Source organism: Microcoleus sp. Pol10D4, from assembly GCF_036701555.1.
In the GTDB taxonomy this organism is placed as follows: domain Bacteria; phylum Cyanobacteriota; class Cyanobacteriia; order Cyanobacteriales; family Microcoleaceae; genus Microcoleus.
The window spans coordinates 131,951-152,919 of sequence record NZ_JAUBRA010000007.1 but is presented as its reverse complement, the minus strand read 5'-3'; the positions used below and the strand labels follow the sequence as shown (position 1 = coordinate 152,919).

Here is a 20,969-nt window from a genome sequence, read left to right as displayed (position 1 = left end):
ATTAGCCCAAATGTTTTTTTACAAAAGCTAGTAGTTCTTTTTCTTCAAAATTTTTGGCAAATTGCAAGATTTTATTAGCAAATGGTATATAGTTGCCGTCTATCTGCTTGAGTCTATTGGCTTCCTGCTCAACCACTTCAATATCGCCGATCCGAGCTGCATTAAACAGCGCTACCAGCTCTGCTGATGGCGGTATCACAAGCTCATCACTCTGAACGTTTAATAAATCAGTGAAACCTTCCTGCTGTTGGTTCGCCAAATCCGCAGGTTGCTCGTAAATCCATTCTATTTGTAAGTAATTTTTTAATACTTCTAGCAATTCTTCTACTTGGATAGGCTTTGACAGGAACTCGTTACAACCTGCTTCTTGGCTATTTTGCCGATCGAATTCAAACACGCTGGCGCTGGATGCTATCAATATTACATCCTTAAACTCTGATGACTTTCGGAAGCGCCTCGACATTTCAAATCCATCCATTACTGGCATCACTAAGTCTGTGATAATCAGATCAGGTTTAAACTCAGCAGCTTTATCTAAGCCCTCTTTTCCATCACAAGCTTCCATGATTTGAAAACCTAGTGGCTCTAAAAGATTTATAAGAAAACCTCGATTTTCAAATCGATCATCTACTATCATGATCTTATTTTTATTTCCTTTAAATCCCGTTAAATTGATTAAATTATCTCTCGAAGTGTACTCAATATATTCCGATGATTGAGTTAACTCTAAATCAAAGTAAAAAATGCTGCCTTGACCGAGTATACTTTCGACTTTTATTTCGCCTCCCATCAGTTGAACAATTTTCTGTGCGATCGCTAATCCTAACCCAGTGCCTTCTGCCTTCTGCTGGCTATTTCCGACTTGTTCAAACGGTAAAAATATTTTTTCTAACTGTTCTGGTGCCATTCCAATCCCCGTATCTTGGATATGGAAACGAATTTTAGTAAGTTGTGATTGGTCGGAGTCTTCCCCCTCACCTATTACGCCTACCTTAAAAATAACACCACCTTTTTCTGTAAATTTAATAGCATTGCCCAAAAGGTTAATCAAAACTTGGCGCAGTCGTTTTTCATCAGCATTGACAGCGTTAGGAAGTTGATTTAAGACTTGATAATTAAACGTAATTTCTTTTTGTTCAGCTCGGATGTGGCACATTTCCAAAACCCCGATCAAAAAAGAAGAAAAATTAAAATTTGAACTGTAAAGTTCCATTTTACGGGCTTCAATTTTAGAAATGTCTAAAATATCGTTAATCAGCGTGAGTAAGTGCGAACCACACTGGTGAATAATGTGGATAGAATCTTTTTGTTTAGGAGTGGTAGTTTTATCGCGTTCCATAATTTGAGAGTATCCTAGAATTCCGTTCAGGGGTGTGCGGAGTTCATGGCTCATGTTGGCGAGGAATTCGCTCTTGGCATGGTTAGCAGTATCAGCGGCAATTTTTGCCTCTTTTAGCTCACTTGTTCGTTCTTCTACTCGATTTTCTAGATCTGAGTTGGTCTTTTCTAAAGCAGCAAAAGACTCGCGCAATTGCTGTGCCATTTGGTTAAAAGATTGAGCGAGAACTCCCAGTTCATCTATCCCATTTACGTCTACTTTTTGGTCTAATTGACCGCTAGCGATCGCTTTACTCGCTTTACTCAAAATAAAAATAGGATGGGTAATCCAGCGGGAGGCGAGGATTCCTAACAACGTCGCTAGCACTAACGCTAAAATGCAGAGTAGGATAGTGCTGCGGGTATTGGCATTAATCTGTTCCATAAAGTCGGCTTCTGGAACGACTACAACAATCAGCCAATCAAGACCTCGACCATCTTGGAATGGGGATACTTGCACGAATTCCCGCTGACCATCTAGCATGAAGTCTAGTTGCTGGTTGCTGTCAATTTCGGTAAAGTTACCAAAGCGTTCTATTAAATGTTGCGCTGTACCCTTGATCAAAGGTACACTGCTTTCAATCGCTTTTAATCGTTGCGTTTGTGGGCGATTTTGGCTTTTGATAAATGGCTTTTCGGCGGTGGAAGAAGCCACTAGCAAGCCAGAGCGTTCGATGATGAAAGTCTTTCCCGATCTACCAATTTTTAAAGTTTGGAGAAAGTCGCCGATTTTTGAGAGAAATAGATCCGTACTTACAACTCCTCGAAAAGTACCATTCTTATCGTAAACAGGTCGGCTAGCGGAGATTCCTAGGCTAGGTTGAATATAATATTGATAAATTTTATTCCATTGGGGTTTGCCTGCAACTTTTGCAGCTTGATACCAGGGCCGAATGCGGGGATCGTAGTCTGGGTGGGTTTCCTTAAACTGAGTCGGGTTGCCCTCTCCATCTACCTTGACGATCGTATTGAGAAAATTAGTAGATCGATCGGTTATTTCAATAACCACACTGCCATCATCCTTATATCCAGCACCCGCGTATTCTTTTTTTTCCCCTCCAAAACTGATGTAACTAACAGTGGAAAATTGCTTGAGCTGCCAGTAGAAGTAGCTTCTCATAGAACCCATATTGTCTGGATTCCATAATCCAAAGCGGCGAATGGCATCGGCGCTGATGGCATTGACCAAATGGGGCGTTTCCAAGTAAGTGTTTAATTGTTGATTGATGCGGGCGAGTACCTCTGTTCGTAATTGGCTAGTAACGTTGTTGACGGCAGTTTTGCCGTTACGTAGCGAGAGCCAACCTGTCAGCCCCACAGCAGCAAAGATTTGCAGGACGAATGGTACGACTAAGACGAGGCGCAGCGGGATTTTTTGAGGGTTTTTTGCAAGTTCATTCTCACTTGCGCTTAGTGTCATGGCGGAGTCATTTTAGTATTTGGATTGTATCAATAACGACAGTCGCTCACCCTTGGTCTTTTAAAGTCAGCTCTAAGGAAATTCTTGATTCCCTCTATATTGAGTACACCTTGAGTACACCTCCATTTACTTGTAGGTCTTGACCTCAATATGAAGTGATCTAAGCATACAATTATATTCAGGACTTACGCATTATACGGTCTGAAACCCACAGCCATCCTGATCCTCAGACCAACGCTTAAAAAGGGAGAAACCGCTTCAAAAAGGCGGAACCGCTCCCGGCAGCCACTTGAAAGTCCCTTGGTCAAGGCGTTTGGAGGATCTATGCGTAAGTCCTAATAATGTAGAGTGCATAGTGCCTCAATCAACCCTAAACTAAACATTGCCATTAGTTCATGTTGAATCAGATGCGAAGCTGAAAAAGATTTGGCTGCACGGACGATCGCCGGAAACATAGGGGGCTGAGCGAGATAGCGTTGAAATCCGCTGTTTGGCAGTTTCGTTTTTTCTTCCAGGCATAAGTCTAATCTCCCACACCCCATCTAAAAACGACAGCCGCACCCCCCGGAGGCGAGATATGCAATTCAACAGCATTAAACTCTCTCCAACTTAATCAGTCAATTAAGATAGGTTCATCAAGCCTTTCTAAAATTGTTTGTAAATTTGTTGTCATCCCAACCCCTGCTTGCTCAATCTAATCTTAATTAGATTTGCGTTTATGGGTGTTCATCTGCCCGCATCTGCGATCGCAATTATTGCTGTCCCAAAGTTCCCTTGTACTCGTCCGGTACAAATTCCGTAACCACTTGACCACCGCCACCGTCACCTTTGACAATCACAGTTTGATTTTTCAACTCTCCCGCCGCCCTCGGCCCTGTCAAATTAAACACCGGATTTAGTTGCTTGTAAACCACATTTCCTTCCGCATCAAAAGTCTGGTTAGTTAAATACCAAGTTACGCGATCGGTATTTAATTGAGCTTGACGTTTTTCCCCGATTCCTACCACATTTCCCGTCAAATAAAAGATTTTTTTCTCTAAATCTCCCCGACCCGTATCCCCAGTCATCGTCACCTTTTCCACGCGGTGAAAAACCTTCACAGGCCCAGGCGACACCACAGATTGCGCCGGAAAATTCCAACTCATCAAACTGCTTTCTATTTGCAGCGGCGGGTCTGATGGCATCAACTGAGCGTTTTTTGTCAGCGTCGCAATCTTGGTTTTTAAGTCTACATCTACTTGGTCGGCAAAACCGCTGTCTGTTACTATTTTATCTTTGTATCTGTCAATTTGAGTCGGTTGGTCGCTGTTTACCTTTTGTTGCTCCACAAACCACACTAAGTGCTCGGTTCGCAATTGCAAAACCGGATCTTTAACATTTGCCACCACCGAACCGAATAACTCCATCCTCTTAGCCCTGCTGAAAACCCGCGCTTCCTTCGCTGAAGCCGTCACCTGTTTGTTCTCTCCCGTCAAATTGTTGCGGACAACTAAAATATCCTCCTTTGGCCGCCACTCCAACTCATTGCCCCGCAATACCACTCCATTTTTCAGGTCAGTAGCGACTATGTTACCTTTGAGAAAAACCTGATTTCCTTCCTGAAATACCTGCCCCGTTTCTCCCTGAATGTCGTAAATTTCTTTGCCGTCCTGAAACAATTTGCCCACGGGTTTCTGAACGTTAACTATCTTTTTGTCTTTGCTGTAAACGGCATTTTGCGAGTTTACTTTCCAGAACGTCTCGCCCTTTTCGTTTGCTTGTTCTAGGGTTACTTTGTTCAAAGTTAAAGTGCTGTTTGATTGTTGAGCAGTTTGGAGATCCTCAGCTAATTTGTTTTTTTGAGTCTCTTGCGGAACCGCACAAGCACCAATCCCCAAAATCAGTGCTGCTAAAAATAACAGCCTCAATTTTGGGGAGTTGAGATTCGGAATTTGGGATTTGAGATTAATCATTGGTAATTGGGAATTGGTAATGGGTAATGGGTAATTAATAATTGGGTATTGAAAAACAATTAATCAAAAATTAAAAATGTGTCATACTTGGTCTAAATTTTTAACTTCTAATTCTCAATGATTCAACCCATTAACCATCACCCATTCCCCGTTACCAATTACCCATTACCAAATCCCTATCTGTCGTCGTGTTCCTCCATCAAGCTCAGACCCGACAAAGGGCGGTAAGCATAATTAGGGCGAGATGTTTTTTGGATGTCGTCCTTAATCATTTCCAAATCGATATAGCGATCGGCTACATTAATCAAACTGTCGCTCGTCATCGATCGCAAACTCACCACCTCAACCCGCACACCGCGATAGCTCACAGCATCCACAGCATAAGCCAAATCGCCATCACCGCTCACCAGAACCGCCGTATCGTAAGATCCCACTAAAGCCATCATATCCACAGCGATTTCTACATCCAAATTCGCCTTCTTAGAACCATCTGGCAACTGTACCAAATCCTTAGAAATCACCCGGTAGCCGTTGCGGCGCATCCACAGCAAAAACCCCTGCTGTTTCTCGTTTGTGCGATCGACACCCGTGTAGAAGAAAGAGCGCAGCAGCCGCGAGCCCGCAGTTAAACGGCACAGCAGCTTAGTGTAATCAATCTCAATTCCTAACTGCAAAGCCGCGTAAAAAAGGTTAGAGCCGTCAATAAAAATTGCTACTCGACCCCGATTTTCTAGCACCTGTTCCGGCGTAAAAAGGTCATTGCTTTCTATTCTATTCAACATGATTGTTATGCCTCAATTTTTATGAAAGATTGGTAAGGAAATAACTGCTAATTCGTAGTCTGTCATAACACCCAGAGCGCTGGCTGCCAACTATGAAGGTACTGTTTACAGCAGTTCGATCCGCTTAAAAACAGGTTGGGGTTCCCCCAGAGTTTGGTTTGCAGGCAAAGCGCCCCAGGCAGCATGAGCTGCAAAATTCGCTAAACTGTTAACTGTAACCCGATCGTTAAAGTCAATTGAAAAACCTAGCTGCTGATAGATAGCATTGCTGATATTCGGAATAATCGGCGATAAAAGGTAAGATGCTAGTCTAACAGATTCCAGAACAGAATATAGCACTTGTTCAACACTTTCGATCTGTCCCTGCTTGTACAAACTCCAAGGCGCTTGCACGTCAATAAACTTGTTCCCGGCTCGAACTAATGCAAGCACGGCTTCGCAAGCCTTGCTAAAAGCCAAGTCTTCGTAAAAACTCGCTACTTGCTCGCCCAAATCCCGGCTCATAGCCTTGAGAAGGTTGTCGCCGTCAATGTTTTCTGCCAACACATTCGGTACGGAGCCACCGCAATATTTGCGAGCCATGTTTAGGGTACGATTAAGCAAATTTCCCAAATCATTTGCTAGCTCAGCATTCAATATATTGATAAACCGAGTTTCGTTAAAATCGCCGTCCTCTCCGAACTCAATTTCTTTGAGGAAATAGTAACGTACTGCATCAGCGCCGTATTTGTTGACCAATTCAACAGGGTTTAAAGTATTACCCTCCGTTTTCCCCATTTTTTTGCCGTCTTTGGTCAAAAACCCATGTGCGAAAACGCGACCCGGCACCAGTAGATTCGCTGACATCAGCATTGCCGGCCAGTAAACTGCGTGGAAGCGAAGAATATCTTTGCCGATCAAGTGCAAGTCAACCGGCCACCATTTAGATAAAGCATTCTCCAACATCGGGTCGCTGTCCGGATCTAGCAAGGCGGTGACGTATCCCAGCAAAGCGTCAAACCAGACGTAGATGCTGTGACTGGGGTCAACTGGCATTGGCAGACCCCATGCTAGATTCACTCTAGAAATCGAAAAGTCTTGCAGTCCAGAGTTGACGAAACTGAGCACTTCGTTGCGTCGGCTTTCCGGCGCGATGAAGTCGGGACGTTCTGCGTACAAGACCAGCAGTTGGTCTTGATACCGCGACAGGCGAAAAAAGTAATTTTCCTCGTCGCGCCACTCAACTTCCTTGCTGGTGTGGACAGAACACCGATTTCCCGGCAACAATTCCCGTTCATCCTTAAATTCTTCACAGGAGACGCAGTACCAGCCTTGTTGCTGGTTCAAGTAGATGTCACCGGAGTTCCAGACGCGCTGGAAAAATTCTTTGACAATGTACTCGTGACGCCGCGAAGTTGTGCGGATGAAGCGATCGTACTGGATGTCGAGTTGCTCCCACAGCGCCTCAAACGCCGGAACCACTGAATCGCAGTGAGCTTGGGGCGATCGTCCCAAACTCTCGGCTGTCCGCTGAATTTTCTGCCCGTGTTCGTCCGTCCCCGTAACCAGCAAAACAGATTTGCCCCGCAGCCTCTCAAATCGGGCTAGGGCATCCGCAGCCATAGTCGTATAAGCGCTGCCAACGTGAGGTAAATCGTTTACATAATACAGAGGCGTTGTTATCGCAAAGGTATTCTTAGTTTTATCAGTCGATTTCATTGAATGCTAAAAGAAAATTCCCTAAATTCCGTTTCGATCTTAACTCAGCGGTTAAATTTTTTATGGAGTAGCAATCAAGCCAAATTCACTGCAAGTTATTTGCAATTGTCTAACCCGGGCTATTCCCAAAAGAAATATTGCTTTCCTATCCACACTAATCTTTTTTAGTTGTTTTTGACGAACTCTCTAAAATGTCTTAATATTTTGACATTCTGCTGCCTTGGGAATCGACGATCCCAGGGTACGCGCCTCATCTATTCATTGGTCGTAGCCGCTATCCCTAGAGCGGGTTTAGCCGCCCACCCGGTTGGCAACAAAACTCGTCAGTTGGGCTGCTAAACCCGCCGTTGGACTAACGCTCCGCGACCACTTTCTGTCAATGCCCGATCGCTCGCCATCGCCATATCTTTCTCTCGATCCCTGGAAGGTCGATCGCCCCTAACTCCTACCACTTTCCGAGCCGCTCATGGACGGAGAAACAGGGTTGTTTACGAAACTTTCTTGTCAAGCGCGAAGCTTTAGTTTCTTACCCCAAAAAGAGTATCAAACCCACATTCCGCACCCTCAACTGTCACTATCGGTTTTTACTTATTTTGATCCAGCAATAAAACTATAAATTATACTATATTACCGTATATTGACGGTTAAATAACTTTTTAAAGGCATAATTTGTTACTTTGGAGATATAGTTTTCTGCGTAATTATGCTTATAATACCCCAGGGTGTGGAATGTAGGATAAAAGCCTAGGTTTTTTGTCACCAAACCCTGTTTTTAAAGGTTGTGAGTACATCCACAGACAATAAAACCCCAAGCCAGTTAAGCTTAGGGCTATCAAATTAGGGTGCATCTAACAAGGGATTATCCGATCGCCCTCGATCGCCATCAGGAAAACTAACTCGATTTCCACCAATAGCTTCTGACAAATAATCAGCAGCAGCTTCCACAACCGCGATCGCATTTTCGTAAACCATCCGCGTCGGCCCCAAAACCCCAACACTACCCACCGGCACTGATCCCCGGCGGTAAGTCGAAGAAATCAGAGTACAGCCACGAATTGGTTCTAAGGAATTTTCCGAACCAATACGCACCGTTACCCGCTTCCCTGGCGTCTCCAACTCCGGCGATTCAAAAATCAAAGGCCAAAGCAGTTCCTGCTCTTGTTCGAGCAATTGCACCAGGGTTTGAACTTGCTGTAACTGCGAAAACTCAGGCAAGCGCAGCGCTTCTGCCAAACCGCCGATCAAAATCCGCGTGTAGGTTGGATTGCTTTGGCGGCTGCTCAAAGCAGTCAGCATGGTTCCCATCCACTCAGCGTACAGCTCAAAGTCCCGGTCTAACTCGCTCCAGTCTACAGCCGAGAGTTCCGAGAGCGATCGTCCCCGCAGCTTGCTGTTCAAAAAATTCGACAAAATCTGCAACTGGCGATCGACGATTTCGACATCAGGCGTGTTACCTTCTGCGTCCCTCGGCAACTGCACCAAAACCGACTGAGTTTCGTAAGCATCCGTCACCACGATCAGCATCACCTTTCCCGGCTCTAGCTGCACCAGTTGCAAGTGGCGCAAGCAAGCCATATTGGTTTGCGGTATGGTGATCATGGCTATGTAACCGCTGATAGTTGCCAGGATTTGAGCAGCGCCACGGAGTGCCGCGTCCATGCGGCCGTCCGACCAATTGAGCTGGTCTAGTACCTGTTCCACCTTGCGGGCCAGCGTATCAGAGGGCTGAATCAACTGGTCTACGTAAATTCGGTAGCCGGAGTCAGAGGGGACTCGTCCTGCCGAAGTGTGGGGCTGATAAAGCAGTCCAGCTTTTTCAAGAGTCCCCATCGCATTGCGAATTGTAGCTGGGCTGACGCTGAGGTTGAATTCATCAGCCAAAGCTTTTGAGCCAACGGGTTCCGCTGTAGCTATGTAGTGGCGAACCGTTGCCCAAAGGATGTGTTGTTGCCGATCGGTGAGGTTAACGCGCACAGATATTTAAGCAGAATTAGTATTCAGACAATTTGCCACTATCGAGTCAGAAGCTCTGTCCTTAAGGGCGATCGGGCAGAGTTATCTATTTAAGATAACAGATTTAGGCGAAGGAAGTTCAGCAACAGATTATGTACGTGATTTTACGGATTGTGTACGTGATTTTACGGATCGATGTTGAGGGAATGAACAGGGAAAAATGTTTTAACTTTTAACTTGTAACTTTCTATTTGGGAAGCTTCGCTTCCCCGAACCGGAGATTTGCCCAATGCCCCATTCCTCGGTTTCGCTTTAGCAAATGCCCTTTAAGTGTGTTCTTTAAGAATATTTTGCAGGTAACTAGCCACTGCATCCGGCTGTTCCACCATTGCCAAATGGCCGCAATCGGGTAGCTGAAGGACATTCTCGCCGCAACCTTGGAACATCCAGTGAAAGCTAGCCAAATGCAGCACGTATTTTGGTTCCATAATTTTGTCTTTAGTACCGGCAATAAAATAAACAGGCTGCTTGAGTTGGGACACAATTTGTGGCAATAGGTGAATCTCCGCTTCTGTGGTGGAGTCCAATAAAGCCCCCAAAGCTGCCTCTGGATGAGCTCCCACGAAATCTATTAAGCGCTGCCGTCCCCAGGATCTGCCGATCGAGCGGGCTACAGAATCGCGGGCAAACACGTAATCTGCTAACGGCAAGCGAGGCAGCCAGCCGGGACGCATTCTCACTAGCTGCTTGCCGACCGATCGAAACCGCTCGAATTCTTCCTTAAGATAGATGCCGCCCCCTGCATTGATGCAGACAACGCCTTTAACGCGATCGGAGAATTTGCTGGCTCCCCAAAGGGCGATCGTACCTCCCAGAGAGTGTCCCACCAGCCAAGCAGAAGATATATCGAGTTTTTCGAGTAAAAGTTCCAAATCGCGAGCGTAAGCTGCGGGAGTGTAGCAGGAATTTAGCGGTTCGGAATGCCCATGATGAACGCCACCGTCGGATTGAGAATCGCCAAACCCCCGCAAATCGTAGGTAAGGCACTGATAGTTTGATGCCAAGCGATCGGTCAAAGGTTGCCAGTAGTGGCGGCTTAACAGCCAGCCGTGGACAAATACCAGAGCCGGGGAAGTTGCAGTCGGAGCCGTCAAATCGTAAGCGTGCCGAACCCCTAGGATGTCGATTGTTGCCATACTTTTATCCTACCCGCTCCATAAGACCGATGTAAACCTATGTATAGCCTTTCTCAGAAAGATGGAGTAAGCCGAAACCCTGTGTTATCAAGCTTTTTCAGTTGAATTGTTTACCTCATCTACCCAAGAAGCGCTATAAGTAAGTCAAAAAGACTCAACTTTATCGATTTACCGCTTACTTCCTGCTGCAAAGCGCGATCGTAAGGATTCAGGTCTTTGATTGTGGAATCAGAGAAGGCATGAAAAAGTTACAAGAATGGGCAGATAGAGCATCACGGAAAAAAGCCATTGCACTTTTACCTTGAAATCTACAAGTCTGAATCACAGATAGCAAATCAGCAGTTTGTTCAAACCGAGACATTGACCGGGAACCACCAGATACCTTACGTTTAGTCACGGCTAATCGCAGAGAACGTTCCGCCAAATTATTGTCAGGGGGAATTTCAGGATGGTCTAAAAAATACCACCATTGGTGCGCTTTATTCTGTAACGACCGCAGTAAAAGTCCAGCGGCATAACCAACCTGACCTTGCCAAGTATTTAACAATTCTGCCAGTCTGACCTTAAACTCCTTCGCCCAAGTGTGATAATCGAGTTCTTCAGCGTGTTCGCGCCATTTTCGATGTTGTCGAAATGCCTCATCAATTAATTCCAAGAACGCAGAGGCGACGACTGTATTGTTACCGTGACTAATTTGAAGAATTTTCTTAAAATGTCGCCGTAGATGGGCTAGACATTTTTGCTGCGCTCCAACCACAATACCGTTATATACGCTAAAATCATCGGAACTCAACACACCAGCAAACTCGTTCCCCAGCATCGTCTCTAATTCGGCTCTACTCCGAGTATCCGCAGCATGAAACAGGCAAAAATCTTGACCCGTAGCTGTCCATAACCATTCTTTGACTCCCTTGACACACCAAGGGGTTTCATCGACATGGACGTTCGCTTGTAACGGTGCCCATTTCCACAAGTCTTCAATGGCAGGCTTGACGGCATCGGCTACCCGCCCATTTGTGGCTTGTAATGTGCCTATACCAATTTCAATGCCACCTAATTCCCGCAGGAATTCTTGTTGCTTTTCATAGGATATATGTCCATAATTACCTAACCATACCAATAATGCTTGTAGGTCGATACTTAAGTCTTGTCCTGGGACTATCCCGGATGCTGGTGAGCCAATCACCATTGCTCCGCATTCATTACACTGACACTTCACCCGTTGATATTCCACTACTTCAATTGGTTTAGCGACCAAACAAGCTACCTGCTGCTTGCTGTAACCAATTATCTCACTTAATTCTTTGCTGCCACAATGCTCACAAAAGTCAGGAGAGCTGATTTGATATCTATCTACTCGCCCAAATCCTTTTCGGGTTTTGCCGATATGTCCTCGCTGTCCTCCTGGTTTGCGCTTGGGTTCGGACTCTGAGGAGGAGGAGTTCTCAGAAGAGGCTTTCTCTGATTTCTGTAGTAGATCGCTGGATGGAGGTTTCGATGATGTCTTACTATTACTCGGCTGTTTCTCTTTGAGCTTTTCGAGTTCTTGTTGTAATTTTTCTATGAGCTTCTGTTGTGTCAGCACAATTTTGATCAGTTCCTCACGGCTTAACTGCTCAACTACTTCCATTTTTAGTGCTGTTAACTCTGGTTTTTCGCTCATCTGATTACATTACCATATTTCTGTACTCCCAACGAGTTTGACCAGTTCTTCATAGCTCCACTGCTCAACTATTTTAATTTTCAGTGCTGCTGACTCTTGTTTTTCCCTCATCTGACTACCAGATTCCTGGACTTTCAACTATTTTTGACCTGAATACTTACGCGCGATCTTAAATTGACGCTCTGCTGTATGAGCGCAATTGCGACATAAATCAACGCGATTTTTTAAGGGCTTTTTGCGCCAATAATTTCCCCATATTTAGCAGAGTTGAGAGTCATAAACCCTGGGTATTTCAGTGTCAAATTAGATTTTTTTGTAGGCTAGTTACAAATTACATTACTACCTCCTACATTCAATGATTGAATAAAGTAAATTGTTACCATTCAACAATTATTGAATCTGTTAATTCTATAGCTAGCGTTAGCTATCCTTAGTTTTGGGCGAGGTGATACGTAATTTTATAAGCGAATTTTTTCGGATATTTGTGACTTTTGCCTGTAGTCCCGCGAGCTTATTTAAGTAAGTAGGCGCTGTAAAACTTAAAAAGCTTGACAACATCGTTTCGGCGTGTCCCATGTTTATGAGAACCGCTATCTACACTCGTTTGTAGGAACAATTTTGCCGAGCTTTTTACCCTATCTCACTGGAAAACTTCTGCAAACTCAGGTCTACTTATAGAAATCTAGTTATTTAGGGAGCATCGGCAGCTTGGCCTAAAATCGCTCGCCTAGCAATCTTTGTCGCACCCCCTCAGCGATTTTCTGCCCCAGATACTCGGGAATTAAACTTTCATTGGGCCCCAACAAGTAGAGAATCAGGCGAGTTCGCCCCCGCCAAACCAGCAAATTAGCATTTACTACCAACAAATCCTCTTGCCAGATGGCATACATAACTTTGTAAAAAAGTCCAGGTTGATTATCTGCTTCAATCAGCAAAGCTGGCAAGTGGAAAACCGGATCGACGTAGAATTCAGTTGCCACATCTTCTAAACCCGCGTCTAAATTAAATTCCACCGCCAACATCTCTTCAACCTCAAAATGCCCTGCTAAGGCCTCTCGAACGGCTCTACAGACGTTTTCTGCTGTTTTATCTGCCAGTACCTTGCCACCGCGAGATACGACCAATTTGATAAATACCAGCATCGGCGGGTAAATTTGACCGTACAGACTCAGACTGTGAATCGTCAGTCCATAGGCTGCGAGCACTCCAAAAATATCGCTCAATAGAAAAGACTGGTTCCGGTAAGCAAAATGCAGGGCACTTTTGTTACCTTCGGCTCGGATTTCGATGACTGCTTGCCGAGTTTTGTAAAGCTGGTAAGCTAATTTGAGGTTTTGCAACTGGATTTCGCTGCTGACAAATTGCTCATAAAACTGCGGAAACGCTCGGTTAAAGCGCTTGAGAAGTTCTAGTGTAGATGGTTTTAAACCCGAAGCCATAATTGAGGAGAAGGTGCGGGAGATATACTGGTATTGACTCTTCCATGCCTTATGGCAATGGGATTTTCGATTCGACGATTCGACTTAAATTGTGCCCGTCTCCTCACTAAAAGCAAAAGTCAAATCTGTCTGAGAACTTATCACGAGAATGTCACCGTTGCGCCATTCCAGTGGTATTTCCTACCAAGGCTATAAGTTCCGGCGCGATCGGCGGCACTCAAAAGAAGCATTTCCCAAAATGTCTCTGTCCTGGTTCGGCAACAAATTTTACCTTAAAAGCGGGTTGTCCGGGCACTGGCTAGCAGAACAGTTCTACCAGACTTGACAGAATCAAAAAAGCGCAGACTCAATGTTGGACGACAAATCCCTGTTTTCGGCGTAAGATGAGTGTACCGTAAACTGTTCCTCAAGAGGCTACCGGCAATTGATCCTACGCCGATCGGAGTGGGTTTATCTGTCTGGTTCTCTTTCTCGTCGTCCAACTTCTACTACCTTAACCGCGCCTGCATGGGTTTTTGGAAAAACTTATTTAGTAGTTCTGAGTCTGCCTCTGTACCCCAAACAGCGGATTTTGAGGAAGATGTGGCTGTTGGGTTAGGCGATCCGCTTTCCCCAACGTTTCGCAAACCCGCCAGCGGCAACGCTCGCATCTTTTTCAGTTGCGATCGGGACATTGACCTCTACGAACTCGAAGAACTTTGTAATGCAGTGGGTTGGTCCCGCCGTCCCCTGCGTAAAGTCAAAAAAGCTATTCAGCACAGCTTCCTAGTCGTCTCTATGTGGGAGATGCGGGGCAGCCAGCGACGGCTGGTGGGTTTCGCCAGAGCGACTTCAGACCATGCTTTTAATGCCACGCTTTGGGATGTAGTAGTTCATCCCGACTACCAGGGCAAAGGCATGGGCAAGGCGCTGATGAAATACATCATAAAAAAACTCCGCAGTGAAGATATCAGCAACATTACCTTATTTGCTGACCCTCAAGTGGTGGATTTTTACCGCAATTTGGGCTTTATGTCCGATCCAGAGGGGATTAAAGGTATGTTTTGGTATCCAGATTAGCGAGCGAGGTGCCAGTCGGCGTTGATTTGTTGAGGAAATACAATACAATATTGACGCTGCCAACACCGACTGCACCTGTGCGCTGCCCTCAGTTACGCTTGGATGTATCCCGGCATCAGGGCCGTTATGAAGCTGTGCAAGTATTGTCAGTGGATTTGAGCAGCTCACGATAGGAGTCAGGGGCGGGTATCGGTTTTTGGGTGGGGTCAAACCGCACAACCTGAAAAAAACTTCGCCTTCGCTGCATGGAGAGCTAAATATTTAATAAAGCTTGACAAGCAAGCGGTTTTGTGTGTTAATGGTTAGAGGTTAGCTAACTATACCACCGGGATGTAGCGCAGCTTGGTAGCGCGCCTGCTTTGGGAGCAGGATGTCGCAGGTTCAAATCCTGTCATCCCGATCGCACAATGTTAAATAATAGATTGAAGCATAACTGTCTCTGATGTTTACATTTTGTCAAAATGAAAACAAATTGAGGCAGTTTTTGCCGATCGTGTTAACTCGCCAGTCTTTGCGTTAATGTGTTTCAGGATCGCTCCTGATGGAAAAAACATGAAATCATTAGTTCGTTTGGGCGCAATATTGGGAATTGTCGGCTGCACTCTGCTGGGCCCCTCCCCAATTGGCAAGATGTCTGCACTGGCACTGCCGGAGCCGCAAATTTTGGAAAAATTGCGCGAGGTGCCGGTATTTATGATTACCGACGGTCAGAATTCGTTCGTCATCACTTCTGTTCCCAAACAAGGTGAGGGTCAAACTGGTAATGCTTCGTTAGCGAGAATTTTCATCAGCCAGAAAGACGCTCAAGCTTTTGTCGATCAACTGAAAACCAGAAATCCTCAGTTGGCGGCGTCGGCGCGCGTGACGCTGGTGTCGCTGGGGGGAATTTATCGGCTCGCTCAAGAAAATAAAGGCAAGCCGGATCAGGTGGTGTTTGCTTTTGTTCCGGCGGCGCAGCAGGTGCAGTCGGCTAAAACAGTTCTTCAGCAGACTGGGCAACAAGTTAACGAGTTCAACGGTGTACCTCTGTTTTTTGCCACAGGTGGCCCGGAAAATATTCCTTTGACGATTCAGCGAGGCGAGAAAGTGGAGCTTCCCTTGTTTTTTAACAAGGAGGACTTGCAGGAAAGCATCGAGGCTTTTAAGCAGCAGCAGCCGAACGTGACTGCCACAATTAAGATTGAGGTAGTGAATTTGGAGAGGATTTTGGAAGCTTTGCCCACTGAGAATGACCCGTTTTTGACCCAAATGATTTTGATTCCGTCGCGGGAGTCGCTGGAATTTGTGCGATCGCTCCAACCTGCTGGTGGGGGTCAAAATCCACAGGTGGCTCCGGCTCCAGCTCGGCCGGCTCCAGCTCCGGCTCCAGCTCGACCGGCTCGCTAATAGTTAGCCAGCAGTCATCAGTCATTAGTCATCAGTTATCAGTCATTAATTAGTAGGTTGGGTTTCTCGACTCAACCTACTATTTACGAATTAGCAATTAGCAATTAACAATTAGCAATTAGCAATTAGCAATTATTACAAAGCCTTATGTTTGTTTCTGGTTTAGAGCTTTGGGAATGGGCGAATCAAGCTAAAACCGAGGCGATCGCCTCTGACATTCCCCTAGCAGAAATCGACTGGCTACTGAAAGAGCTGGCTGGTTTGGATAGGTTGGCTCTGCGTTTGGAATCGTTTAAAGATTTGCCAAAAATAGAATTAAAGTTGTCTTTATCTGAACTTGCTCAATTGTGGCAGCGGCGCTTACAGGAACGGGTGCCGGTGCAGTATTTAACGGGAGTTGCACATTGGCGGCATTTTTCGCTCAAAGTAACGCCGGCGGTGCTAATTCCGCGTCCTGAAACGGAATTGCTGATCGATTTGGCTGTGGAAGCTGTTAAAAGCTATGGTGTCAATCCAAAATCGCATTGGGTGGATTTGGGGACGGGCAGCGGGGCGATCGCGATCGGCTTGGCTTGTGCGTTGACAAATGCTAGGGTTTATGCAGTAGATTGCAGTTCGGAAGCTTTGGCAGTGGCTCGACTGAATGCTGGGAATTTGGGTTTTGGATCGCGAGTTAATTTTTATCAAGGTTCGTGGTGGGAACCGCTAGAATTTCTCAAAGGTCAAGTCAGCGGCATGGTGTCTAACCCCCCTTACATTCCCAGCAGCACGGTGCTGACTCTGGAACCGGAAGTTTTGAAGCACGAACCTCATCTGGCCTTAGACGGCGGTTTTGACGGGTTAGAGTGCATTCGGCATTTGGTAGAAACGGCTCCCGATTATTTAGAATCTGGGGGAGTTTGGTTGGTGGAAATGATGGCGGGACAGGCTGAGGCGGTAGCTGATATGCTGCAAAGTCACGGGAGTTATGGCAAAGTTCAGATATTTTCGGATTTAGCAGGGATCGATCGGTTTGCTTTAGCCTATCGTCTTTAGGTTTCAAGAATATGCCGCAATTCTACAATCTTAAATCTAAAATTTCATGACACAAGTTTCGATCGATGCCCTAGTTCAAGGGGCAATTTCTGGTAATCATATCGTCAGTTTTCCTACAGATACTGTACCCGCTTTGGCTGCGCGTCCCGATCGCTCGGAGTTGATTTTTGTCGCTAAACGCCGCAGTCAAGACAAACCGCTGATTTTGATGGCAGCATCGGCAAGAGCTTTGTGGCCTTACGTGCAGGGGAGTCCAGCAGAGTTAAAGTTGTGGCAGCAAGTGGCCGAATCCTATTGGCCGGGGGCGTTAACTTTGGTACTGCCGGCTTCGGCAAAAGTCCCGGCGGCTCTCAATCCCATCGATCGGACTACAATCGGAGTACGAGTTCCTAACTTTCCCCTTGCGCTCAAAATTCTAGATCAGACAGGCCCTTTGGCGACTACCAGCGCTAATTTATCCGGTCAGCCGCCTCTGGAGTCGGTGGCAGAAATTGAGGCTGTGTTTCCCGAAGTCTTGACATTAGTGCCTTCTGAATTAGCAACAGCGGCAACAGCTTCGAGTTTGCCTTCCACTGTGGCTAAATGGAGTGGCAGCCATTGGGAAATATTGCGACAAGGCGCGATCGAGTTAGAATGCTAAAAGCTAAACTCCAAGGCAAAGCAATATGGCGCCGATCGGCTGGAGCGAATTTATATATTTAGGTATGGGACTGGGGCTGGGTTTGGGAAGCAGTTTGATTTGGCGCCGCCGGCAAAAAAGCTCGCAACAGCCCGAACCTGCACCCAAAGTGCCACCTCCTCCTCAAGAAATTCACTTAGAGAAGTTTGATGCCCTTTCCGACCAACTTAAGCAAACTCAATTGGCTTATCAGATGGCATCGGAGATGAGCCAATTTAAGGCGGGTTTTTTGGCTCGGACTTCTCACGAGTTGCGATCGCCCCTGAGCACTATGATTGGTACGCTGCAATTAATTCTCTCGGATTTGTGCGACGATCCGGCTGAGGAACGAGAGTTTGTCGAGCAAGCTCACGTCGCGGCACTCAAGCTGGTGAAATTAATAGATGAAATTATCTCTGTTGCTAAAACTGAACACGGCACTGAAACGATGGATATTGAGCCGATTCAGTTAGCTAAGGTTTTGGACGAGGTTGATGATTTAACTTACTTGCAAGCTGCTAATCGCGGCATTCGTTTGGAGATATTGCCGCCAGATCCGGGGATTTATGTATTGGCAGATTTGCCGAGGTTTAGGCAAGTTTTAGTCAATTTGGTAGATACTGCTGTGGCTCAGATGGAGGAGGGGAGTATTTCTGTTTCGGCGCATTCTTCGCCGGAATCTGGATACGTTCACATTTGGGTGGACGATCAGCGTTCAGTGAGCGCTTGGAGCGAGTCTTGGGATTTGCTGAAGCACGATTTGGAGTGTGATGTTACCAAGAGTAGCGATAATTCTCAGGTGTCTTCTGGAATGAGGTTATTGATGAATCAGACTCTTTTAAGTTTGATGAGCGGAAAGTTGGAGGTTCTGGCTGTACCTTCTGAGTCCGAAGAGTGCAATTTTAACCGGACTCAGTGTTCTATTCCTTTGGCAACTTTGTGATGAAGGAAGAAGGAAGAAGGAAGAAGGAAGAAGGAAGAAGGGAGAGAACATTGTAGGGACAGGGCACTGCCGTGTCCTCCATTTATATCGTTGCGATCCTAACGGATTTAATATAACTATCGCTCGATCAATTGTAGGGAAACGGCACTGCTGTGTCCTGATTGCCTGTAATTGTAGGGAAACGGCACTGCTGTGTCCTGATTGTGGGTAATTTATAAGTAGTAAGGTGCGCCCTTACGCACCCTACATATTATAGATTTTGGTGGCAATCTTCTGATTATTTAACAATTAGCAGTTAGCAATTGGCCGTTGCTAATTTCTAATTCTAGATTCTCTTCGAGAAGCTGATTTTCAAGTACCATTGTGGTGCTAGCGTTTGGCTGAAAACCGATGCGCTCGTAGAAGCTTTGTTTGTAAGTTGTCATCAGGTAAACTCGCTCTACTCGGCACATTCGAGGGTGACTCAAGACGGTTTGCACTAATTTGCGCCCGAGTCCTGCACCTTGGTAATCCGGGTGAATGGCGACATCCCAGATGGTAGCTCGATAGATCCCATCTGAGGTGGCTCTGGCAAAGCCGATCGCCCGTGAGCCGTCCCAAACTGTAACAACTGGTTCGCTGTTGGCGATCGCAATTTCCCAATCTTCTATCTTGCGTTCCCTCGCCCAAAAGGCGGCGGCTTTAAATAGTTCTTGGATCTGTGCGATGTCTGCGCGATCGCGACCTATACAAAATTGAATGTGACTGGAATCCCTAGTCGTTGATGTCATGCTCAATCTGCCTTCAAGTTGTATCTAAACTGTGTTACTTTTACTGTCTTAGCGGGTATAGTTAATTTTGCGTGGGAACAATCAAGGATTTAGTTCCCCATTTACAAAACTATTTTTAGTTATACATATTTTTTAACTAATTTCAGTGATTATTAATACTTTTTGGGGTAAATTCTGTAAAAAAATCTTTGAGTCAAAATTCCCAACTTATAACTCATACGATTTTAGATTTTAGATTTCAGATTTTAGATGGGGAATGACTGATTTTTTAGGGGTTTGGAGTTTATCTACAGAGAAACCGGGTTTTTTCTCACGTCTATTTCGTTACAGCCCACCGAAACTGTAAAAACCCGGTTTCGAGGCGTCGTTTATCGGTAAGCGTAAGCGATAGCTAGTCTGTTGCCTAATTGCTTCCTCAAAAATCATCTATCGATAGAGGTATTGACTCCACGAAAACACCCGATGATTGTGCTGTGGAGTCAATTCTTTAATCTCTAATCTCAAATCAAGTGAATCAGTTTTGCAGCCAGCGGGCGGCGTCTTTGGCGTGATAAGTCAAAATCAAATCACAACCAGCACGCTTGAATCCTGTCAAAGTTTCCATCACTACTCTTTCTTCATCTATCCAACCGTTGAGGGCGGCGGCTTTCACCATCGCATATTCTCCAGAAACGTTGTAAGCAGCAACTGGCAAATTAGTTGCTTCCTTCACGCGCCAGATGATGTCCATGTAAGCTAAAGCGGGTTTAACCATGAGCATATCTGCGCCTTCGGCAATGTCGAGAGCAATTTCTTTAAGAGCTTCGCGGCCGTTTCCTGGGTCCATTTGATAGGTGCGCCGATCGCCAAATTGCGGAGCAGAATCGGCCGCATCCCGGAATGGGCCATAATAAGCTGAGGCGTATTTTGCGGCGTAAGACATGATAGGAATATCTTCAAATCCAGCCGAGTCCAATCCTTCACGAATTGCTCCGACAAAACCGTCCATCATTCCCGAAGGTGCGATAATATCTGCGCCTGCTTTAGCTTGAGCAACGGCGGTTTTCTTGAGCAATTCTAGTGTGGGATCGTTCAAGACGCGGCCGCTTAAATCTCCGACTTCCAAATAGCCGCAGTGACCGTGACTGGTATATTCGCACAGACAAGTATCGACCATGACGATTAAATCTGGTACGGCTTTTTTTACTGCTTCCGTTGCTTTTTGGACGATGCCACAGTCGTGCCAAGCACCTGTAGCATCTGTGTCTTTATCTGCGGGAATGCCGAATAAAATAATAGCCGGAATGCCGAGGTCGTAGACTTCTTTTGCTTCTTCTACTATTTTGTCTACCGATAGCTGGTAAACTCCCGGCATTGATGTGACTTCTTTAGCAAAAGATTCCCCCGGTACGGCAAATAGGGGGTAAATTAAATCGCTGGTTGTCAAGATATTTTCGCGTACCATCCGGCGGAGTTGGGGATGGTTGCGGAGGCGGCGGGGGCGGTGAGTTGGAAACATAATGTTTTTTTTACGGTAGATAAAGCCTTGTTTTTGAGGACTCGCGGCGTTTCTTTAAAAGTCTAGAGCTTATTGTTGGCCGATCGCCCTGTACTTAAGTAAAGTTCTGTAAAAGCCAGGATGTCGATCGTTTGTAGTAA

The 20,969-nt window shown here is 45.7% G+C and carries 18 protein-coding genes and 1 tRNA gene; 8 read left to right on the top strand and 11 right to left on the bottom strand.

Annotation, left to right across the window (positions count from 1 at the left end):
- Window position 1: 1 nt before the first annotated feature.
- From QUA36_RS06455 to metG, 5 genes are all read right to left on the bottom strand, one after another.
- Complete coding sequence (locus tag QUA36_RS06455; protein ID WP_333456239.1) at window positions 2–2,797, bottom strand: ATP-binding protein; 2,796 nt, start codon at window positions 2,795–2,797, stop codon at window positions 2–4.
- A gap of 393 nt (window positions 2,798–3,190) precedes the next feature.
- Window positions 3,191–3,391: a hypothetical protein gene (locus QUA36_RS06450; protein ID WP_333456237.1), complete on the bottom strand. Its 201-nt coding sequence runs from the start codon at window positions 3,389–3,391 to the stop codon at window positions 3,191–3,193.
- 158 nt (window positions 3,392–3,549) lie between these two features.
- Window positions 3,550–4,749: an LPS export ABC transporter periplasmic protein LptC gene (gene lptC / locus QUA36_RS06445; protein WP_333166686.1), complete on the bottom strand. Its 1,200-nt coding sequence runs from the start codon at window positions 4,747–4,749 to the stop codon at window positions 3,550–3,552.
- Window positions 4,750–4,925: 176 nt separating this feature from the next.
- Window positions 4,926–5,531 carry a LabA-like NYN domain-containing protein gene (locus QUA36_RS06440; protein ID WP_006631885.1) on the bottom strand — a complete coding sequence of 202 codons (606 nt, stop codon included), beginning with the start codon at window positions 5,529–5,531 and terminating at the stop codon, window positions 4,926–4,928.
- A 105-nt stretch (window positions 5,532–5,636) separates the two neighbouring features.
- On the bottom strand, window positions 5,637–7,229 hold the full coding sequence (gene metG / locus QUA36_RS06435) for a methionine--tRNA ligase (protein ID WP_333456235.1): 1,593 nt from the start codon (window positions 7,227–7,229) through the stop codon (window positions 5,637–5,639).
- A 307-nt stretch (window positions 7,230–7,536) separates the two neighbouring features.
- On the opposite strand from metG, the gene QUA36_RS06430 reads away from it, so the two are divergent.
- Window positions 7,537–7,671 (top strand): hypothetical protein, encoded by a 135-nt coding sequence (locus QUA36_RS06430; protein ID WP_333456233.1) that lies wholly within the window; start codon window positions 7,537–7,539, stop codon window positions 7,669–7,671.
- A gap of 395 nt (window positions 7,672–8,066) precedes the next feature.
- On the opposite strand, the gene hrcA is transcribed toward QUA36_RS06430, so the two are convergent.
- From hrcA to QUA36_RS06410, 4 genes are all read right to left on the bottom strand, one after another.
- Window positions 8,067–9,209 (bottom strand): heat-inducible transcriptional repressor HrcA, encoded by a 1,143-nt coding sequence (hrcA, locus tag QUA36_RS06425; protein ID WP_445251234.1) that lies wholly within the window; start codon window positions 9,207–9,209, stop codon window positions 8,067–8,069.
- A 299-nt stretch (window positions 9,210–9,508) separates the two neighbouring features.
- Complete coding sequence (locus QUA36_RS06420; RefSeq protein ID WP_333456231.1) at window positions 9,509–10,378, bottom strand: alpha/beta hydrolase; 870 nt, start codon at window positions 10,376–10,378, stop codon at window positions 9,509–9,511.
- A gap of 208 nt (window positions 10,379–10,586) precedes the next feature.
- Window positions 10,587–12,041, bottom strand: a complete 1,455-nt coding sequence (gene tnpC, locus QUA36_RS06415) for an IS66 family transposase (protein WP_333456229.1) — start codon at window positions 12,039–12,041, stop codon at window positions 10,587–10,589.
- Window positions 12,042–12,754: 713 nt separating this feature from the next.
- Window positions 12,755–13,480, bottom strand: coding sequence for a hypothetical protein (locus tag QUA36_RS06410; RefSeq protein WP_006631881.1), 726 nt, complete (start codon window positions 13,478–13,480; stop codon window positions 12,755–12,757).
- 170 nt (window positions 13,481–13,650) lie between these two features.
- Between QUA36_RS06410 and QUA36_RS06405 the strand changes: the two genes are divergently transcribed.
- The 7 genes from QUA36_RS06405 to QUA36_RS06375 all read left to right on the top strand — a co-directional run bounded on the left by QUA36_RS06405 (window position 13,651) and on the right by QUA36_RS06375 (window position 18,561).
- Window positions 13,651–13,782, top strand: a complete 132-nt coding sequence (locus QUA36_RS06405; protein WP_333456227.1) for a hypothetical protein — start codon at window positions 13,651–13,653, stop codon at window positions 13,780–13,782.
- Window positions 13,783–13,987: 205 nt separating this feature from the next.
- Entirely contained in the window at window positions 13,988–14,539 is a 552-nt protein-coding gene (locus QUA36_RS06400) for a GNAT family N-acetyltransferase (RefSeq protein ID WP_172187348.1), read from the top strand.
- 326 nt (window positions 14,540–14,865) lie between these two features.
- Window positions 14,866–14,939: transfer RNA gene (locus QUA36_RS06395), tRNA-Pro, on the top strand.
- A gap of 152 nt (window positions 14,940–15,091) precedes the next feature.
- Window positions 15,092–15,925 carry a Tic22 family protein gene (locus tag QUA36_RS06390; protein ID WP_333456225.1) on the top strand — a complete coding sequence of 278 codons (834 nt, stop codon included), beginning with the start codon at window positions 15,092–15,094 and terminating at the stop codon, window positions 15,923–15,925.
- Between the two features lie 147 nt (window positions 15,926–16,072).
- Window positions 16,073–16,960: a peptide chain release factor N(5)-glutamine methyltransferase gene (prmC, locus tag QUA36_RS06385; RefSeq protein WP_333456224.1), complete on the top strand. Its 888-nt coding sequence runs from the start codon at window positions 16,073–16,075 to the stop codon at window positions 16,958–16,960.
- 46 nt (window positions 16,961–17,006) lie between these two features.
- Entirely contained in the window at window positions 17,007–17,600 is a 594-nt protein-coding gene (locus tag QUA36_RS06380) for an L-threonylcarbamoyladenylate synthase (protein ID WP_333451261.1), read from the top strand.
- Between the two features lie 25 nt (window positions 17,601–17,625).
- Window positions 17,626–18,561, top strand: a complete 936-nt coding sequence (locus QUA36_RS06375; RefSeq protein WP_333456222.1) for a HAMP domain-containing sensor histidine kinase — start codon at window positions 17,626–17,628, stop codon at window positions 18,559–18,561.
- A 281-nt stretch (window positions 18,562–18,842) separates the two neighbouring features.
- Here the strand turns inward: QUA36_RS06375 and QUA36_RS06370 are convergent, their stop codons facing one another.
- A complete protein-coding gene (locus tag QUA36_RS06370; RefSeq protein ID WP_333456220.1) occupies window positions 18,843–19,331 on the bottom strand; it encodes a GNAT family N-acetyltransferase in 489 nt (162 codons plus the stop codon).
- A gap of 514 nt (window positions 19,332–19,845) precedes the next feature.
- Complete coding sequence (gene hemB, locus QUA36_RS06365) at window positions 19,846–20,829, bottom strand: porphobilinogen synthase (protein WP_333456218.1); 984 nt, start codon at window positions 20,827–20,829, stop codon at window positions 19,846–19,848.
- Window positions 20,830–20,969 lie beyond the last annotated feature (140 nt).

Excerpts from the sequence above, each read along its gene's own strand:
- QUA36_RS06410 (WP_006631881.1), bottom strand. The coding sequence starts at position 13,480 with ATGGCTTCGGGTTTAAAACCATCTACACTAGAACTTCTCAAGCGCTTT.
- QUA36_RS06400 (WP_172187348.1), top strand. The coding sequence starts at position 13,988 with ATGGGTTTTTGGAAAAACTTATTTAGTAGTTCTGAGTCTGCCTCTGTA.
- prmC (WP_333456224.1), top strand. The coding sequence starts at position 16,073 with ATGTTTGTTTCTGGTTTAGAGCTTTGGGAATGGGCGAATCAAGCTAAA.
- metG (WP_333456235.1), bottom strand. The coding sequence starts at position 7,229 with ATGAAATCGACTGATAAAACTAAGAATACCTTTGCGATAACAACGCCT.
- tnpC (WP_333456229.1), bottom strand. The coding sequence starts at position 12,041 with ATGAGCGAAAAACCAGAGTTAACAGCACTAAAAATGGAAGTAGTTGAG.
- QUA36_RS06455 (WP_333456239.1), bottom strand. The coding sequence starts at position 2,797 with ATGACACTAAGCGCAAGTGAGAATGAACTTGCAAAAAACCCTCAAAAA.
- QUA36_RS06375 (WP_333456222.1), top strand. The coding sequence starts at position 17,626 with ATGGCGCCGATCGGCTGGAGCGAATTTATATATTTAGGTATGGGACTG.
- QUA36_RS06420 (WP_333456231.1), bottom strand. The coding sequence starts at position 10,378 with ATGGCAACAATCGACATCCTAGGGGTTCGGCACGCTTACGATTTGACG.
- QUA36_RS06450 (WP_333456237.1), bottom strand. The coding sequence starts at position 3,391 with ATGCTGTTGAATTGCATATCTCGCCTCCGGGGGGTGCGGCTGTCGTTT.
- lptC (WP_333166686.1), bottom strand. The coding sequence starts at position 4,749 with ATGATTAATCTCAAATCCCAAATTCCGAATCTCAACTCCCCAAAATTG.
- QUA36_RS06440 (WP_006631885.1), bottom strand. The coding sequence starts at position 5,531 with ATGTTGAATAGAATAGAAAGCAATGACCTTTTTACGCCGGAACAGGTG.
- hemB (WP_333456218.1), bottom strand. The coding sequence starts at position 20,829 with ATGTTTCCAACTCACCGCCCCCGCCGCCTCCGCAACCATCCCCAACTC.
- QUA36_RS06370 (WP_333456220.1), bottom strand. The coding sequence starts at position 19,331 with ATGACATCAACGACTAGGGATTCCAGTCACATTCAATTTTGTATAGGT.
- QUA36_RS06380 (WP_333451261.1), top strand. The coding sequence starts at position 17,007 with ATGACACAAGTTTCGATCGATGCCCTAGTTCAAGGGGCAATTTCTGGT.
- QUA36_RS06390 (WP_333456225.1), top strand. The coding sequence starts at position 15,092 with ATGAAATCATTAGTTCGTTTGGGCGCAATATTGGGAATTGTCGGCTGC.